General features: G+C 55.4%; 12 protein-coding genes. 8 read left to right on the plus strand and 4 right to left on the minus strand.

Annotation, left to right across the window (positions count from 1 at the left end):
• Positions 1–47 precede the first annotated feature (47 nt).
• On the minus strand, positions 48–1,400 hold the full coding sequence (yegD, locus tag N7922_RS08840) for a molecular chaperone (protein ID WP_263100172.1): 1,353 nt from the start codon (positions 1,398–1,400) through the stop codon (positions 48–50).
• Between the two features lie 134 nt (positions 1,401–1,534).
• Here yegD and alkA point away from each other — a divergent pair, with 134 nt between their 5' ends.
• The gene (gene alkA / locus N7922_RS08845; RefSeq protein ID WP_263100173.1) at positions 1,535–2,383 is read left to right on the plus strand and encodes a DNA-3-methyladenine glycosylase 2; all 849 of its coding nucleotides are present in this window, start codon (positions 1,535–1,537) and stop codon (positions 2,381–2,383) included.
• A 102-nt stretch (positions 2,384–2,485) separates the two neighbouring features.
• Here the strand turns inward: alkA and N7922_RS08850 are convergent, their stop codons facing one another.
• Positions 2,486–5,815, minus strand: coding sequence for a diguanylate cyclase (locus tag N7922_RS08850; protein ID WP_263100174.1), 3,330 nt, complete (start codon positions 5,813–5,815; stop codon positions 2,486–2,488).
• Between the two features lie 355 nt (positions 5,816–6,170).
• Between N7922_RS08850 and udk the strand changes: the two genes are divergently transcribed.
• The 3 genes from udk to asmA all read left to right on the plus strand — a co-directional run bounded on the left by udk (position 6,171) and on the right by asmA (position 9,358).
• Positions 6,171–6,812, plus strand: a complete 642-nt coding sequence (gene udk, locus N7922_RS08855) for a uridine kinase (protein ID WP_061494053.1) — start codon at positions 6,171–6,173, stop codon at positions 6,810–6,812.
• Between the two features lie 85 nt (positions 6,813–6,897).
• A complete protein-coding gene (dcd, locus tag N7922_RS08860; protein ID WP_061494054.1) occupies positions 6,898–7,479 on the plus strand; it encodes a dCTP deaminase in 582 nt (193 codons plus the stop codon).
• Between the two features lie 25 nt (positions 7,480–7,504).
• On the plus strand, positions 7,505–9,358 hold the full coding sequence (gene asmA, locus N7922_RS08865; protein WP_263100175.1) for an outer membrane assembly protein AsmA: 1,854 nt from the start codon (positions 7,505–7,507) through the stop codon (positions 9,356–9,358).
• 66 nt (positions 9,359–9,424) lie between these two features.
• On the opposite strand, the gene N7922_RS08870 is transcribed toward asmA, so the two are convergent.
• Positions 9,425–10,009 (minus strand): NUDIX domain-containing protein, encoded by a 585-nt coding sequence (locus tag N7922_RS08870; protein WP_263100176.1) that lies wholly within the window; start codon positions 10,007–10,009, stop codon positions 9,425–9,427.
• A gap of 83 nt (positions 10,010–10,092) precedes the next feature.
• On the opposite strand from N7922_RS08870, the gene N7922_RS08875 reads away from it, so the two are divergent.
• Positions 10,093–10,848, plus strand: a complete 756-nt coding sequence (locus tag N7922_RS08875) for a DeoR/GlpR family DNA-binding transcription regulator (RefSeq protein ID WP_263100177.1) — start codon at positions 10,093–10,095, stop codon at positions 10,846–10,848.
• 25 nt (positions 10,849–10,873) lie between these two features.
• Here the strand turns inward: N7922_RS08875 and N7922_RS08880 are convergent, their stop codons facing one another.
• A complete protein-coding gene (locus N7922_RS08880) occupies positions 10,874–12,457 on the minus strand; it encodes a TerC family protein (protein ID WP_263100178.1) in 1,584 nt (527 codons plus the stop codon).
• A gap of 691 nt (positions 12,458–13,148) precedes the next feature.
• Between N7922_RS08880 and N7922_RS08885 the strand changes: the two genes are divergently transcribed.
• From N7922_RS08885 to wzc, 3 genes are read left to right on the plus strand one after another with little or no spacing between them, the layout of a single operon-like run.
• Positions 13,149–14,288, plus strand: coding sequence for a polysaccharide export protein (locus N7922_RS08885; protein WP_263100179.1), 1,140 nt, complete (start codon positions 13,149–13,151; stop codon positions 14,286–14,288).
• 6 nt (positions 14,289–14,294) lie between these two features.
• Positions 14,295–14,738 (plus strand): low molecular weight protein-tyrosine-phosphatase Wzb, encoded by a 444-nt coding sequence (gene wzb / locus N7922_RS08890; protein ID WP_263100180.1) that lies wholly within the window; start codon positions 14,295–14,297, stop codon positions 14,736–14,738.
• A gap of 2 nt (positions 14,739–14,740) precedes the next feature.
• Positions 14,741–16,909, plus strand: coding sequence for a tyrosine-protein kinase Wzc (gene wzc, locus N7922_RS08895; RefSeq protein WP_263100181.1), 2,169 nt, complete (start codon positions 14,741–14,743; stop codon positions 16,907–16,909).
• Positions 16,910–16,991: the final 82 nt, after the last annotated feature.

Raw genomic sequence — 16,991 nt, forward strand, 5'->3', positions numbered from 1 at the left:
ATTATGGCGGAGAAAATAATGCCGGGTGAGGGACACCCGGCAGAAGATTAACGGAACAATACCTGCGCCCAACGTGCGAGACCGGCGGTAACGGAACCGAAGTCGTCGCCCCCGGCGATCGGGATACCCGGCAGGGTTTCCGCCAGCGCTTTTTTGATAATTGGCGAACGGGCGCTACCGCCAGTGAGATAAATCACCTCCGGTGTCTCCTGACCGCTCTCCAGCGCCAGTTGCACCTGCTCCAGAATACGCTGTAACGGCTGGCTGAGCGCCGCTTCCAGCCCCTGCTGGCTGATTGCCGCGGCCAGGTTGTCGCTGATAAACGGCAACTGCGTGAGGGTTTGCGGCTGTTCGGAGAGGGCGATTTTGCTCTCCTCCGCGCTGCGTACCAGGCGATAGCTCAGACGCTGACGCCAGACTTTCAGCAGTAAGGCGACTTTGTCGGCATCGAGGGCATCACGCAGCAAATCGTTGAGCAAACGACCATTGGCTGCGCTGTAGAACTCGGTTTGCGCCGGGACATCGTTGATGGCGACGGCGTTCCACCAGGGGAGGATCGGCAGCGCGATGCCTTTCTCTGTTTGCCCGCCCATGCCGAGTAATGGCATCAGGTTTTTAAACGCCAGCGCAATGTCGAGATCGTTACCGCCGACGCGGCAACCGCTGTGACCGAGCAGGCTGGCGGCGCGCTCTTGCTTCTCGCGCCATTGCGGTCCCATCAACAGCAGCGAGCAGTCGGTGGTGCCGCCGCCGATATCCACCACCAGCACGCGTTTTTCCGTGCTCAGCGTCGCTTCAAAATCCAGCCCTGCGGCAACCGGCTCGTACTGAAACACCACATCCCGGAAACCGGCGCGTTTTGCCGCACGTTCAAGGATCCCCTGCGCTTGTGCGTTTGCTTCATCGCCCCCCAGCCCCTGGAAGTTAATCGGGCGACCGATCACCGCCTGATCAATCGCCTGCGGTAGCTGTGACTCCGCCTGCTGGCGAATATGCAGCATCATGGCGCAGACCAGATCTTCGAACAGGGCAATCTGCTGCGGTTTCAGACCGCTGGCGCCGAGGAACGATTTCGGTGATTTAACAAAGTACACCTCTTGCGGATCGCTCACGTACTGGCGTAGTGACGCCAGACCGAACTGCACGCTGTTGGCGGCGACCTCAATATCTTCCTCGCGGTTAAAGCTCACCGCCCGACGCAGCAGCGCCTGGGTTTCGCTTCCCGTTGCCGGAACCTGATGATGGCGGTACAGCCATTCGCTGACGGCTTCGCGCGTGGGTGCGCACAACATGGACGGCAACAGCGAGCTGTTATTTTCCATGGTCAATAATTGCGGTGCGCCATCGCGCATCACGGCTACCGAGCAGTTCGCGGTACCGTAGTCAAAACCTACAAACACGTTTTTATCCCCATGCCAGTGAAGAAGGGGGGCGACTTTAGCCGAATGCGCGGCGGGCGACAACCGGAATATGAAAGCAAGGCGGAGATTGCCTGAGTTGTTTATGCTGTTAGCGTTAATCGTCAGGAGTCACTATGTATAAATTGCGCTGGCAGCCGCCTTATGACTGGGCGTGGATGTTGGGATTTTTAGGGGCGCGTGCGGTGGCGGGCGTCGAGGCGATTCGTGATGGGCGCTATGTCCGGTCCTATGCCTGCGCCGGGCATCGCGGTGTGATCACCGCCGAACCGGATGATGCGACGGCGACCTTAACGGTTACGCTAAGCGACGGATTGCAGCCGGTGGCGGAACACTGTTTGCAACGGCTGGCCTGTTTGTTCGATTTGCAGTGCGATCCGCAGGCAATCGGCGCTGCGCTGGGGGAACTGGGCGAGGCGCGCCCTGGTTTGCGCTTGCCGGGATGTATGGATCCCTTTGAACAAGGCGTACGGGCGATTCTGGGGCAACTGGTTAGCGTAGCGATGGCGGCGAAGCTGACGGCAAAAGTCGCGCAACGTTACGGCGAACCGCTGGCGGACGCGCCGGGCTTCATCTGTTTCCCGACGGCGCAGCAACTGGCAAACGCCGATCCGCAGGATCTGAAAGCGCTCGGTATGCCGCTGAAGCGTGCGCAGGCGTTAATTTTTCTCGCTCAGTCCGCCTGCGAGGGTCTGTTGCCGCTGACCCCGCCAGAAGATGTTGAGCAGGGGGTGAAGATGCTGCAAACGTTTCCCGGCATCGGGCGCTGGACCGCCAGCTATTTTGCCCTGCGCGGCTGGCAGGCGACGGACATTTTTCTGCCGGACGATTACCTGATCAAGCAACGTTTTGCCGGGATGACGCCTGCACAAACCCGCCGTTATGCCGAGCGCTGGCAGCCGTGGCGGTCGTATGCGTTGCTGCATATCTGGTATACAGAGGGCTGGGAGCCGTTGAAAAAGTAAGGCTGTTTTCTTGCCGTTTTGCCTCGGGCAGTGCGCTGACTGCCTGCGGCAATGGCGCCTTGTTTTCTCCGGCGCGACGATAAGATTGCGTCGTTCTGCGTATTAATTTATCGCGAAATAACTGGTATTCAGCAGCAAATCCAACGGCTGCGCCTGCGAGATAATATCGCCATAAATCATATCAATACCGATACCGGACAAGGTGTCCATCATCAGCGGCTGGCTGGTCGGGCCGGCAATGCTCTTCAGGCCAAGACGCTGGGCATGCCCCTGAATAATGGTCACCATCATCTCATCCATCAGATTGCCGTGGACATTGGTCACCAGTTCCGGCTCCAGCAGCAGGTAGTCGGCCATGTGCGGCGTGAGGTGGTTAAAGACTTCCAGGTCATGGCCAATATGGCTGAGGATAATCCGGCAGCCTGCATGGCGCAGACGCTTCAGGTTATCAATAATGGTTGCACCTTCACGCATTAACGCATCGGCATGGATCACCAGATGCAACAGGCGTCCTGGCATCGGCCCGCGCGCCAGCAAATCGAGTAATTCGTCCACCAGCGGGGTACTGCCCAATCCGGCGACGGAAAGGGGCAGGGCGATGCCGAGGCCTTTACCGGCAACGGCGGTCGCATGATTGCGGAAAAATTCGTGAAAGACCCGGCGATCGAGGGCGCGGATCAACTCAGGCTCATTTAAGCCGGAGCGGAAGGCGTGTTCTTCCATGACGTCGCCCTCGCTGGTCCACAACCGCAGGGAGAGAAGCCAGAAGTTACAGGCTTCCGGCACGCGCGGAGACGCCACGCCGCGGGCAATCAGCAGCAGATGGTTGTCTTTGATCATCCGCCACTGCTCATCCAGCGACATCATGCTGCGTTCGTGGGGCTGCATGCCTTGCTGCGGCTCGTACACCGTCACCATGCCGCGACCGTTATTCTTCGACGCATACAGGGCGATATCCGCCTGTGACATCACATCGGTCAGTTGATGATTGGTGTCGTCAATGAGGGTGATGCCGGAACTGGCGCCAATACGGTGCTCGCGCCCTTCCCATACAAAGCGATACTCGTTGATGGATTCAACAATGCGCCCGGCAATATACCGTGCGCTCTCAATGTTCGCGTCAGGAAGCAGCAGGCCAAACTCATCACCGCCAAGGCGGGCGAGAATATCGGTGGAACGCAACATGCTGAGCATCAGCGAGGAAATCTCGCGCAGCAGCGCGTCACCGGCCGCGTGCCCGGCGCTGTCGTTGACCGCTTTAAAACGGTCGAGATCGATAAAGACCAGCGCGTGACGCTGGCGGAACTCCTGCACGGTCACCAGCAGACGTTTCAGGTGGTTTTCGAAACTGACCCGGTTCGCCAGATGAGTGAGGGCGTCGTGTGATGCGCTGTAGCTGAGCTGACGCAGCATCTTACGTGATTCGGTCACGTCCTGAATAACCAGCACCGAGCCGATATTTTGCCCGTCCAGTGTGCTCAGTGGCGTAATGCTGTAATGAATATCGAAGTTACCACCTGTTCGACAATGCAGTACCACATCCTGCTCGATATCTGAGCGTGACATATCGCCGCTGTGAATATTCTCCATCACCGGGCCGTTGCTGCCAAAGGTGATGCGCAGAACGGTCAGCAGCGGCTGCCCCATCGCCTGTTCCTGCGACCAGCCGCTCATTTTCTCTGCCACCGGGTTCATAAAGGTGACGTTCATTTCCACATCGGTACAGAGCACCGCTTCGCCGATGGAATCGAGCGTGATATGCAGGCGCTCTTTCTCCTGAAACAGCGCGTCGTTAAGCTGCTTGACCTCGGTCATATCCATATTGACGCCAAGCAGGCGTTCAACGTCGCCGCTTTTACCCAGAACGCGGTTCGCCAGGGTGCGGATATGGCGTATGCCGCCTTTTACGCTGATACGAAACTCCAGCTTAAAGGCGATACGTGCGACCAGCGAATCACGGATGACACGCTCGGTCTCCGCCCGGTCTTCCGGCAGGATGCGCTCGTACCAGAGCTGCCAGGTGGGTTTGATGTGCGAAGGGACTTCATACATTTCGAACATCCGCTTATCCCAACTGATGATGTCCGGCTCCAGTTCCCACTCCCAGATGCCGATTCCCCCCGCCTCATTCGCCAGGGTAATACGTTCCATCAGGCGTTTGTTGACCCATTCGGTCTGTTTGAGATCGTTAATGTCTTCAATCTGGACGATATAGTAGAGCGGCGTACCGTCAGCGTGCCGTACCACAGAAACGGCAAGCAGCGCCCAGACTAAATCGCCATTGCGCGTGTAATAACGCTTCTCCATGGAGTAGCTGGAGATTTCACCGCGCGCCAGTTGTCCAAGCTGTTCAAGGTCGGCATTGAGATCTTCCGGCCAGGTGAGCTGCTGAAAGTTCATTAAGCGCAATTCGTCCTGGCTGTAACCGAGGAATTGGCACAGCGCTTTGTTCGCCTGTAGCCATTGCCCGTCGGTCCCCACCAGCGCCATACCGATGGTGGCGTACTCCATGGCGTTGCGAAAACGCTCTTCGCTTTCGGTGATATGCTTGCGTTCTGCGCGGAAGGCATACATCACCATGGTCATGACGTTCACGGGCAGTAAGATCATCAGGAACGGCAGCCAGGGGGCGTTCATCATCACCCCATTGCCTGCGCCCTTAATGAGAACGGGGTTCAGGGCGATGATCAGCGAAACCATCATCACGGTGCAGAGGAAGACCAAAAACGCTTCTACGCGCGGCAGGCGTACTGCGCTCCACATCAACAGGACGATCACTGCGGTGAAGGGCCAGGGCAGATAATGCAGCGCCAGCCAGCTTAGCGCCAGCGTCACCACCAGGGTGGCGAGGGTCTCCAGCAGCAGTTGCGGTTTACGGTGGCGCAATAAATAGTGCGCTTTAAATAGCAGGCCCAGCGGCACCAGCGCCAGCGCGCCAATCGACTCCGACAGTACCCATACCAGGAAGGTGCGCAGGAGATTGTCGCCCGGCACCACGATACAGGCCAGCAGACCGCCGATCAGCGGGGGGATGAGCGCGCTGCCAATCGCCAGACGCACCCAGTCGTTGAGATTTTGTAATGGGTTATACCAGGGCAGCAGTTTACGCAGCAGTATCGCGCCGATCACCGCTTCCACAATGTTGATGGCGGTATAGCGGAGATCGACAAAGTCGGGGGAAAAAAGAAAAATCGTCGCAGCGACATTGCCCAGCGTACAGGCGAGCGCGATACCGGGCCACATCCGCCCGGCGTGACGGTAAAACGCCACGGTCATAATAGCGGTAGGTAACCACAGTGGCGCGATGGCGGTGCCAAAACGAATCAGCTCCAGCGAGAACAGGGTAAAGATAAAAGAAAGCAGCCCTAAACTGATGAGTCGCAGTCCAGGATATGGAGTGGTAACCAAAACGCGCTGGTAGTGTTTCTTCATTTACCGCTTAGTCCGCAAACCCTGTGCCGTCGGGAACGGAGTCCGGACGTATAAATTTGAATTTCGGATTATGCTAGTACAAACAATTTACAATTCCTATGGCGGGCGCTCATAATTTGACATCATAGTGTTATTAATTACTTAGTCCGTAGAAAAAAGGCGCGTCACGCTTCATTTGTGAGCGTTTTAATTTGCGAATAGTCAGCAGGAAAAGCAAAAATAAACCACTTTGCGAGCGCCATCCCTCCTGCGCGTATTCGACTGGTATAGCGACCACGAAATCCCTATAATTGCCGCGTTTGACGCCTTGGCGTCGTCCTTCCTTTACATCCAGGTTAATCAGGTCGCTAAATTTATGACTGATAAGTCCCATCAGTGCGTCATTATCGGCATCGCCGGCGCATCCGCTTCAGGTAAAAGTCTCATTGCCAGTACGCTTTATCGCGAACTGCGCGAACAGGTTGGTGATGAACATATTGGCGTTATTCCGGAAGACAGTTACTACAAAGATCAAAGCCATTTGTCGATGGAAGAGCGCGTAAAAACCAACTATGACCATCCCAGCGCGATGGATCACAGTCTGTTATTCCAGCATTTACAATCCATTAAACGCGGCGAAGCCATTGAGTTGCCCGTTTACAGCTACGTAGAACATACCCGCACTGCTGAAACGATCCTCATCGAACCGAAAAAAGTCATCATCCTGGAAGGGATCCTGCTACTGACCGATTCGCGCCTGCGCGGTGAAATGAACTTCTCTATTTTTGTTGATACCCCACTGGATATCTGCCTGATGCGCCGTATTAAGCGCGACGTGAATGAGCGTGGGCGTTCGATGGACTCGGTGATGGCGCAGTATCAAAAAACCGTACGTCCGATGTTCCTGCAGTTTATTGAACCTTCCAAGCAGTACGCTGATATCATCGTGCCGCGCGGGGGCAAAAACCGCATCGCCATTGATATCCTGAAAGCCAAAATCAGCCAATTTTTTGAATAATACATGTTAGGCTGTAACACTCAGTATTAACCGCTGCCCCCTGAGGAATCTTCAGGGGGATATCGCACCAAAAGGAGAATGTGCCATGCGTCTTTGTGACCGCGATATTGAAGCCTGGTTGGATCAAGGCCGCCTTGCTATTACCCCGCGTCCCCCGGTAGAGCGTATTAATGGCGCTACGGTGGATGTCCGCCTTGGCAACAAATTCCGCACATTCAGTGGCCATACGGCGGCATTTATTGATTTAAGCGGCCCAAAACACGAAGTCAGCGCTGCGCTTGATCGCGTGATGAGCGACGAGATCGTGCTCGCCGACGGCGAGGCGTTTTACCTGCATCCCGGCGAGCTGGCGCTGGCGGTAACCTATGAGTCCGTTACCTTGCCTGCGGATTTGGTCGGCTGGCTGGATGGTCGTTCGTCGCTGGCCCGTTTGGGGCTGATGGTGCACGTTACCGCGCACCGCATCGATCCCGGCTGGTCGGGTTGTATTGTGCTGGAGTTTTACAACTCCGGTAAATTGCCGCTGGCGCTGCGTCCTGGCATGCTGATCGGCGCATTGAGCTTTGAGCCGCTGTCGGGCCCGGCCGATCGCCCCTATAACCGCCGCGAAGACGCGAAATATCGCGATCAGCAAGGCGCGGTCGCCAGCCGCATTGACAAAGACTGAGTGACGTAAGCCCACTGAGGATGCCATGAGAAGAGTGTTAACCACGCTGATGATTTTACTGGTCGTGTTGGTTGCCGGCCTGTCGGCGTTGGTATTGCTGGTAAATCCCAACGATTTTCGTGCGTATATGGTGCGCCAGGTCGAGGCGCGTAGCGGCTATCAGTTACAGCTTGATGGCCCGCTGCGCTGGCACGTCTGGCCGCAGCTTAGCATTCTGTCCGGGCGGATGACTTTAACCGCCCCGGGAGCGCAAACGGCGGTGGTTAAAGCCGACAATATGCGTCTTGATGTGGCGTTATGGCCATTGCTGTCGCATCAGTTGCAAGTCAAACAGGTGCTGCTGAAAGGGGCCATCATTCAGTTGACCCCGCAAAGCAAAGCGGCGGTGCAAAAAGATGCCCCGGTGGCGCCGAAAGAGAACGCGCTGCCAGATGTGGCAGATGATCGCGGCTGGTCATGGGATATTGCCGGTTTGCAGGTGGCGGATAGCGTGCTGGTGTTCCAGCATGATGATGATGATCCGATAACGGTGCGCGATATTCGCCTGCAAATGGAGCAGGATGCGCAGCATCAGGCGTCTCTTGATTTCTCCGGGCGCGTTAACCGCAACCAGCGCGATTTGACGCTCTCCCTGAGTGCGAAAGTCGATGCGCAGGACTACCCGCACAACCTGAATGCCGTGGTAGATAGCCTGAAATGGCAACTGCAAGGCGGCGATGTGCCGTCGCAGGGAATTACCGGGGAAGGGCGCTTACAGGCGCAGTGGCAGGGCGCACAGCGTCGTCTCACACTGAGCAACCTGAGCCTGAGTGCTAACGACAGCGCTTTTACCGGTAATGGTAGCGTGACCTTTGCCGCTCAGCCCGTCTGGGCGCTTGATTTGAATTTTGACACCCTCAACCTGGATAATTTACTGGCCCCGGAAACCAGCGAAGCCGCCAGCAGCGATGTTCAGCAACAGGGGCAGCAGACGCAGAACCGGTTGCCAAGACCGGTGATTGCCAACAGTCAGGATATGCCAGAGTACAATGGCTTACGCGGCTTTGTGGCGCAGGTCGGCGTGACGGCGAAGACGCTGCGCTGGCGTGGGATGACGTTTAACGACGTCAATGGGCAATTTGCTAACCAGCTTGGCTTGCTCACGATCCCGACGCTGGAAGGGAAAATGGGCAACGGGCGCATTGCCTTGCCGGGGACGCTGGATGTGCGCGGTGAGCAGTCCCGGGCCGTTTTCCAGCCGCGACTGGATGACGTGGAAATCGGCAATATCCTTAAAGCCTTTAATTATCCTATCGCGCTAACGGGCAGCCTGACGCTGGCGGGGGATTTCTCGGGTCCACGCATTGATGCGGATAATTTCCGCCGCCACTGGCAGGGCGAAGCGCATGTCGATCTGAAAAACAGCCGCATGGAAGGGCTGAACTTCCAGCAGTTAATCCAACAGGCGGTGGCGCGCAGCAGCGATGTGCAGACGCAGGAAAACGATGATACCGCCACGCGGCTGGATGATTTCACGACTGACATTGCACTGGATGAAGGGCAAATGACCTTCAGCAATATGCAGGGTAGTTCTGCGGTATTGTCGCTGACCGGCGAAGGGCAAATGGACCTGGTGAAAGAGCAGACGGATACGCGCTTTAACGTGCGCGTTCTGCAAGGCTGGCAGGGCGACGGGGCGTTGATCGATTTCCTGAAAAATACGCCAATCCCGCTCACCGTCTACGGTCAGTGGCAGTCGCTTCACTACAGTTTGCAGGTCGATCAGTTGTTGCGTAAGCATTTGCAGGATGAAGCGAAACGTCGGCTGAATGACTGGGCTGACCGTAATAAAGATCGCCAGAGCGGCAAAGATGTGAAAAAGCTGCTCGACAAAATGTAGGTGCATCTCCGGCCAGGTTCCCTGGCCGGATAAACGCAACGCCAACCGGCGGCTATAGCATCAGTCTTACAGGATCCCTTCCAGCGCCAGGTGTTGTAACAGCATAATGGTTTTGCCATCGGCAATGTCGCCGCTGCGGATCCCCGCCAGCGCCGTGGCAAAATCCATCTCCACCACTTCAATATCTTCCCCTTCGTCAATCAGCCCGCCGCCCTCGCTGATACGTCGACTGTCGTCATACTCTGCGATGAAGAAGTGCAGTCTCTCCGTCACCGAGCCCGGGCTCATCCAGGCTTCAAACACTTTTTGCACCTGGTCAATGCGGTAGCCGGTTTCCTCTTCAGCCTCGTGCTTAATACGCTCCTCAGGATCGAGTGCATCCAGCAGTCCGGCGGCAGCTTCCAGCAAAAAGCCGTGATGCTGGCTGACAAACAGCGGTAAACGAAATTGCCGTGTCAAAACCACGCTGCGTTTGGCGCGGTTATACAGCAGGATCACAGCGCCGTTACCGCGGTCGTAGACTTCGCGGGACTGACGTTGCCATTCACCGTCGCGTCGGCGGAAATCGAAGGTGTATTTGGTGAGTTTTCCCCAGTTTTCGGAAAGCGGTGTTGACGAGATAATGCGTATTTGTGCATGTTCAGATTGCATGGTCGCTCCTCAGGTCGTAGAATCGTCAGCATAACGTGCACTTTCGTGCATCATCAAGTAATTTCGTGCAAATGGAGTTCACCATGCTCACCTCGCAACGTAAGCAATTGATTCTGACCCGTCTCGCCGAAGAGGGGCAGGTGTTGTCCCGAAACCTCAGCGAAGCGTTTGGCGTGTCGGAGGATACGATCCGGCGTGATTTGCGCGAACTGGCGGCGGAGGGATTGCTTCAGCGAGTACACGGCGGGGCTTTGCCCGCTTCTGCCGCGGTCGTCACCTTTGCGGAGCGGCAGAGTCTGCAATCTGACGCCAAACGGCGGATTGCGCAAAAAGGCGCGCAGCTGGTCTCGCCAGGGCAGGTGGTGATGATTGACGGCGGCACGACAACCGCTGAGCTGATCACCTTCTTCCCGCCGGACCTGAAACTGACGGTCGTCACGCACAGTCCGGGTATCGCGGTGGGACTGGCGCAACACCCGTTGATTACGGTGATCATGATTGGCGGTCAGTTGTACAAGCACTCTATCGTGAATGTAGGGGCGGCGGCGTTTGAAGGGATTGCCAGAGTGCGCGCCGATCTCTTTTTTATGGGCGTCACAGGCGTGCATGTGGACGCCGGGTTGAGTACCGGCGATTTTGAAGAGTCGCGCATCAAGCGGGCCATGGCGGATCGTGCGGCGGAAACGATTGTACTGGCATCGCCGGAAAAACTGCACACCGCATCACCGTGGGTGATTGGCGATATTTCGCTGGTTAATACGCTGGTCGTTGACGCGCAGACTGACGAACGCAGTCTGGCGCCATTTGCTCAGCGGGGCATTGCCATTGTGAAAGCCTGACGTTTGCCGGGTTAACCCCGGCGCGTCAGACTTCGTAGTCGAGATCGTCTTCGTTTTGCAGTGGAATAAGCTGCACTTTCTGCACGCGGTGGCTTTCAACTTCCAGTGTTTTAAGCAGGAAGTCGCCGACCTGAACCTCTTCGCCGGGCTTCGGCACACGTTGCAGATACTCCATCAGCAGGCCGGCAATGGTGTGGTATTCACGCTTCTCGTCGAGGGGCAGGGGAACATACTGCACCAGATCTTCCAGCGGCATATGGCCGTTGGCGGTCCAGCTTCCGTCGCTGTTTTTCTGAATATCATGCCGGGCATCGATCTCTTCCACTTCGTTGGGCAGATTACCGGCGATGGTTTCCATCACGTCGCTCAGGGTGACAATGCCTTCGACTGAGCCAAACTCATCCACTACGAACGCAAAGTGCGTACGCGCATTGCGGAACTGCTCCAGCGCCTGCAATAGCGGCAGCGCTTCCGGGAACACCAACGGCTGGCGTATCAGCGCTTTCAGATCCAGCGGTTCGCCGCGCAGGGATTGCTGCAACAGGTCAATCACGTGCACCACGCCCAGCAGGTCATCCTGATCTTCACCGCCGGTCACCACCACGCGGGTGTGCTGATTTTTATCCAGCAGGGCGCGGATCTCCGCCTCCGGCGCGCGCAGATCGATATGCTCAATATCGTGACGTGAAGTCATGATACTGCTGACGGTACGCTGGTTAAGATTCAGCACCCGCTCAATCATGCGCCGCTCTTGCGGGTTAAAAATTTGACTGTCATCGCTGTCGCGCAGCATCGAGGCCGTGTCAGCGTCCAGCTCCGCATCCTCTTTGCGACCGCTTAACAGGCGCATCACGGTTTCGGTGGTGCGTTGACGCAATGTCTGATTGGCAAACAAGAAACGACGACGGTTAAAGATGGCCAACTGGTTAAGCGCTTCAATCATCACCGAGAAGCCAATTGCCGCGTACAGGTAACCTTTGGGAATATGGAAACCGAAGCCATCCGCCACCAGGCTAAAACCAATCATCAGCAGGAAGCTTAAACAGAGAATGACAATGGTCGGGTGACTGTTGACAAAGCGGGTGAGGGATTTACTGGCAAGCAGCATCAACGAAATGGCAATAACCACCGCAGCCATCATCACCGCCAGATGATCAACCATACCTACGGCGGTGATCACGGAGTCAAGTGAGAAGACGGCGTCCAGCACCACTATCTGTATCACGACAGCCCAGAATTTCGCCCCGCGACGTTGTGTAGGGTTGTCGCTGTCTTTCCCTTCCAGCCGTTCATTCAGTTCTACCGTGGCTTTAAATAGCAGGAATAAGCCGCCGACCAGCATTATCAGGTCGCGGGCGCTGAAGCTGAAATCCCGAACGGTAAACAGCGGATTGGTTAGCGTGACCAGCCACGAAATAGAGGCCAGCAACAGCAGGCGCATCAGCATGGCGAGTATCAGGCCGGTGACGCGGGCGCGATCGCGCTGCGCCGGAGGTAATTTTTCCGCAAGAATTGCAATAAAAACCAGGTTATCAATACCCAGAACCAGTTCGATTACGACCAGCGTAACCAGTCCGGCCCATATTGACGGATCGGCAATCCATTCCATCGTTAACGTAACACCTTCAGTGATATGACAATTGTCACAGCGCGATCATGGATAAAGCTGGCGCAAAATGCAATGCCAGCCTGCGATTTATCTTATTTTAATGGCGAGCTGGAATATATTTTAATTCTATTTCCTTATTGTTACTGTGATTAATCATTAGAGAAAAATAAAGGAATTAGGATATTTCGCACAACTAGTTCGGGATTCTTTGCTTGTCAATATACGTAAAATCCTAAAAGCTGAAAACTTTGCCCTTAATATTATTCTTAAAAAGATGTTTATCACAGGATGCTACCTTGCCTGCTATTCGCTTAGCTGCAACAATTCTCCGTGCATCATTAAATATACCAGCGCTGTTATTTTCAGCATTGTTTATCAGTGCTGAAAACACCACCCACAGTATTTTATCTGACCTGTCTCATGTCGTCGTCAGAAGAGGATAAAAAGGATGTCTGGCAAGAACTTATAGTCGAATCAGTGGTTTGGTTACTGAAAGCCAAGGGCGGTAGCGTGCCCGACAGTCATCAACCTGTGCAGATTATTCTGTAATCGCATGTGGTTGAATAAGCTCTTTTTAGGACTGATGCCAGTTATATTTCTTCGCGATTAACTGCATTCTGAATCTGTGTACAGCTTGAGCGCTTATATAAATCGCACAGGATAATTACTCTGCCAAAGTGATAATTAATCAATGATGAAATCTAAAACGAAATTGATGCCATTATTGGTGTCCATAAGCTTGATGAGTGGCTGCACAATTTTTCCTGGTAGCAATATGTCTACGATGGGAAAGGATGTGATTAAACAGCAGGATGCAGACTTTGATTTAGACCGTATGGTGAACGTTTATCCATTGACGCCGCGTCTGATTGAACAATTGCGCCCGCGTCCGAATGTCGCTCAGCCGAATATGTCGCTGGACCAGGAAATTGCCGCCTACCAGTATCGTGTAGGGCCAGGAGATGTACTGAATGTCACCGTTTGGGATCACCCTGAATTGACGACCCCGGCCGGTCAGTACCGCAGCTCCAGCGATGCCGGTAACTGGGTTCAGCCCGATGGCACCATGTTTTACCCCTATGTGGGTCGCGTGCAGGTGGTTGGCAAAACGCTTAGCGAGATCCGTAGTGATATTACCAGCCGTTTAGCGCAGTACATTGCTGACCCGCAGGTGGACGTTAATATCGCCGCATTCCGCTCGCAAAAAGCCTATATCTCGGGCCAGGTTGGCAAATCCGGTCAACAGGCGATCACCAACGTACCGCTTACCGTGCTCGATGCTGTCAACGCGGCAGGCGGTCTGACCGATAACGCCGACTGGCGCAACGTCATCCTGACCCACCAGGGGAAAGAGCAGCGCATTTCGCTACAGGCGCTGATGCAAAACGGCGATTTGAGCCAGAACCGGTTGCTCTACCCGGGTGACATTCTCTTCGTTCCGCGTAATGACGACCTGAAAGTGTTCGTGATGGGGGAAGTGAAAAAACAGAGCACCCTCAAAATGGACTTCAGCGGCATGACGCTGACCGAAGCGCTGGGCCAGGCCGAAGGTATCGATCTGACGACTTCCAACGCCAGTGGTGTGTTCGTGATCCGTCCGCTGACCAGCGAGAACGGTCGCGGTGGCAAGATTGCCAACATTTACCAGCTGGATATGTCGGATGCCACTTCACTGGTGATGGCGACGAATTTCAGACTCCAGCCATATGACGTGGTGTACGTCACAACAGCTCCGGTGGCGCGCTGGAATCGTCTTATCTCCCAGTTGCTGCCGACAATCAGTGGCCTTCGCTACATGACCGATTCGGCCAGCACCATCCATAAATGGTGATGCGCAATGTTTAATAAAATTCTGGTGGTATGCGTGGGGAACATTTGCCGTTCCCCAACGGCAGAGCGGCTGCTGAAAAAATACCAACCCGCACTACGGGTGGAGTCGGCGGGTCTGGGGGCGCTGGTAGGACGCAGCGCCGATGCCAACGCCGTCAGTGTGGCGGCGGACAATCAACTTTCTCTGGAGGGGCATAGTGCGCGGCAGGTTTCAGGAAGAATGTGCCGTCAATACGACCTGATTCTGGTCATGGAAAAACGCCACATTGCCTCGCTGTGCGAGATTGCCCCGGAAATGCGTGGAAAAGTCATGCTGTTCGGCCACTGGGATAACGAACGGGAGATTCCCGATCCGTTTCGCAAAAGCCGTGAGGCCTTTGAAGCCGTTTACACCTTACTTGATCAGTCTGCCCGCCATTGGGCGCAGGCATTGCAAGCTCAGCAGGGATAACAATGACAGAGAAAACACACCATTCGCACCATGCCGCCCCGGTGGTGGGCAATGACGAAATCGATATTGGCCGTTTGTTCGGCACCATCGTTGAAGCTCGCTGGTGGGTACTGGGCATCACGGCCGTGTTTGCGCTTATCGCCGTCGTGTATTGCCTGTTTGCGACGCCTATTTACAGCGCCGATTCGCTGGTGCAAATCGAGCAGAACACCGGCAGTTCGCTGGTTCAGGACCTGAACAGCGCGCTGTCGAACAAACCGCCTGCGTCGGAAGCAGAAATTCAGTTGATCCAGTCACGCATGGTGCTGGGCAAAACCGTCGACGATCTCGATCTCGACATTTCAGTGGTCAAAAATACCTTTCCACTGTTTGGCGCCGGTTGGGACCGTCTGATGGGGCGTCAGAATGAAACGGTAAAAGTCACCACCTTTACCTTACCGAAAGGGAAGAATGACGATACCTGGACGGTGAAGGTGCTCGGCCCGAAACAGTACCTGTTAACCAGCGACAGCGGTTTTGAGGCACGCGGTGAAGTGGGGCAGTTGTTGAGCAAAGCGGGCGTCACCATGATGGTGGGCGCAATCCAGGCCTCCACCGACAGCGAATTTACCGTGACCAAATTCTCCACGCTGGGGATGATCAACAATCTGCAAAACAACCTGACGGTAACGGAAACCGGCAAGGACACGGGCGTATTGAGCCTGAGTTTTACCGGGGAAGATCGCGATCAAATCCGTGCCATTCTCGACAGTATCACCCGTAATTACCTGGCGCAGAATGTGGAGCGCAAGTCGGAAGAAGCCGCGAAGAGCCTGGTTTTCCTCGACAAGCAGTTGCCTGAAGTGCGCCAGAACCTGGACATTGCGGAAAACAAACTCAACGCCTATCGCCAGCAACAGGACTCCGTTGACCTGCCGCTGGAAGCAAAATCCGTTCTCGACTCGATGGTTAACATTGACGCCCAGTTGAACGAGTTGACCTTTAAAGAAGCGGAAATCTCCAAACTTTATACCAGGGCTCACCCGGCGTACCGCACGCTGCTGGAAAAACGTCAGGTGCTGGAAACCGAGAAAGCGAAACTGAATACCCGCGTGACGGCGATGCCGAAAACGCAGCAGGAAATTGTCCGTTTGACTCGTGATGTGGAATCCGGGCAGCAAGTGTATATGCAACTGCTGAACAAGCAGCAGGAGCTGAAGATCACGGAAGCAAGCACCGTAGGTGATGTGCGCATCGTGGACCCGGCGATTACACAGCCCGGCGTACTGAAACCGAAGAAAGTGCTGATCATTCTTGGCAGCATCATCCTCGGCCTGATTGTGTCGATTGTCGCTGTGCTGCTGCGCTCACTGTTCAACCGTGGCATCGAAAGCCCGCAGATTCTGGAAGAGCATGGCATGAATGTGTATGCCAGCATTCCGCTGTCGGAGTGGCAAAAAGCGCGTGATAGTGCCAAAACCGCGAAAGGCAGTAAGCGTTACAAACAGAGCCAGTTGCTGGCGGTGGGTAACCCGACGGATCTGGCCATTGAAGCGATACGCAGCCTGCGCACCAGTCTTCACTTCGCCATGATGCAGGCGAAAAACAATGTGCTGATGATGACCGGGGTCAGCCCGTCAATCGGTAAAACCTTTGTCTGCGCCAACCTTGCCGCGGTGATAAGCCAAACCAACAAACGCGTGCTGCTGATCGACTGTGATATGCGTAAGGGCTATACGCACGAGCTGTTGGGGACCGACAACATTAATGGTCTGTCAGATGTGCTGGCCGGGAAAGGGCCGCTGGAGAACTGCGCGAAACCGACCTCCATCAGCAACTTTGACCTCGTGCCGCGCGGGCAAATACCGCCGAACCCGTCTGAGCTGCTGATGAGCGAGCGTTTTTCACAACTGCTGCAATGGGCCAGCAGCCAGTATGACCTGGTGCTGATCGATACACCGCCCATCCTCGCGGTAACGGACGCTGCCGTGGTAGGCCGCCATGCCGGCACCACGTTGATGGTTGCCCGCTATGCGGTGAACACGCTGAAAGAGATCCAGACCAGTTTGAGCCGTTTCGAACAGAACGGTATTGAAGTGAAAGGCGTGATCCTGAACTCGATTTTCCGCCGTGCAACCGGCTACCAGGATTACGGTTACTACGAGTACGAATACAAATCCGATTCGAAATAACAAGACCCTCACCTCTACCCTCAATGCGCTCCGCCCTCCTCCTGAACTAAGAAGGGGAGGGCGGGAGTGAGGGCACAAGCGG

It is taken from the genome of Kosakonia sp. ML.JS2a (assembly GCF_025642095.1).
Taxonomy (GTDB): domain Bacteria; phylum Pseudomonadota; class Gammaproteobacteria; order Enterobacterales; family Enterobacteriaceae.

Bases quoted from the DNA above. Each gene is read 5' to 3' on its own strand.
- alkA (WP_263100173.1), top strand. From the start codon at position 1,535: ATGTATAAATTGCGCTGGCAGCCGCCTTATGACTGGGCGTGGATGTTG.
- N7922_RS08850 (WP_263100174.1), bottom strand. From the start codon at position 5,815: ATGAAGAAACACTACCAGCGCGTTTTGGTTACCACTCCATATCCTGGA.
- udk (WP_061494053.1), top strand. From the start codon at position 6,171: ATGACTGATAAGTCCCATCAGTGCGTCATTATCGGCATCGCCGGCGCA.
- dcd (WP_061494054.1), top strand. From the start codon at position 6,898: ATGCGTCTTTGTGACCGCGATATTGAAGCCTGGTTGGATCAAGGCCGC.
- asmA (WP_263100175.1), top strand. From the start codon at position 7,505: ATGAGAAGAGTGTTAACCACGCTGATGATTTTACTGGTCGTGTTGGTT.
- N7922_RS08870 (WP_263100176.1), bottom strand. From the start codon at position 10,009: ATGCAATCTGAACATGCACAAATACGCATTATCTCGTCAACACCGCTT.
- N7922_RS08875 (WP_263100177.1), top strand. From the start codon at position 10,093: ATGCTCACCTCGCAACGTAAGCAATTGATTCTGACCCGTCTCGCCGAA.
- N7922_RS08880 (WP_263100178.1), bottom strand. From the start codon at position 12,457: ATGGAATGGATTGCCGATCCGTCAATATGGGCCGGACTGGTTACGCTG.
- N7922_RS08885 (WP_263100179.1), top strand. From the start codon at position 13,149: ATGATGAAATCTAAAACGAAATTGATGCCATTATTGGTGTCCATAAGC.
- wzb (WP_263100180.1), top strand. From the start codon at position 14,295: ATGTTTAATAAAATTCTGGTGGTATGCGTGGGGAACATTTGCCGTTCC.
- wzc (WP_263100181.1), top strand. From the start codon at position 14,741: ATGACAGAGAAAACACACCATTCGCACCATGCCGCCCCGGTGGTGGGC.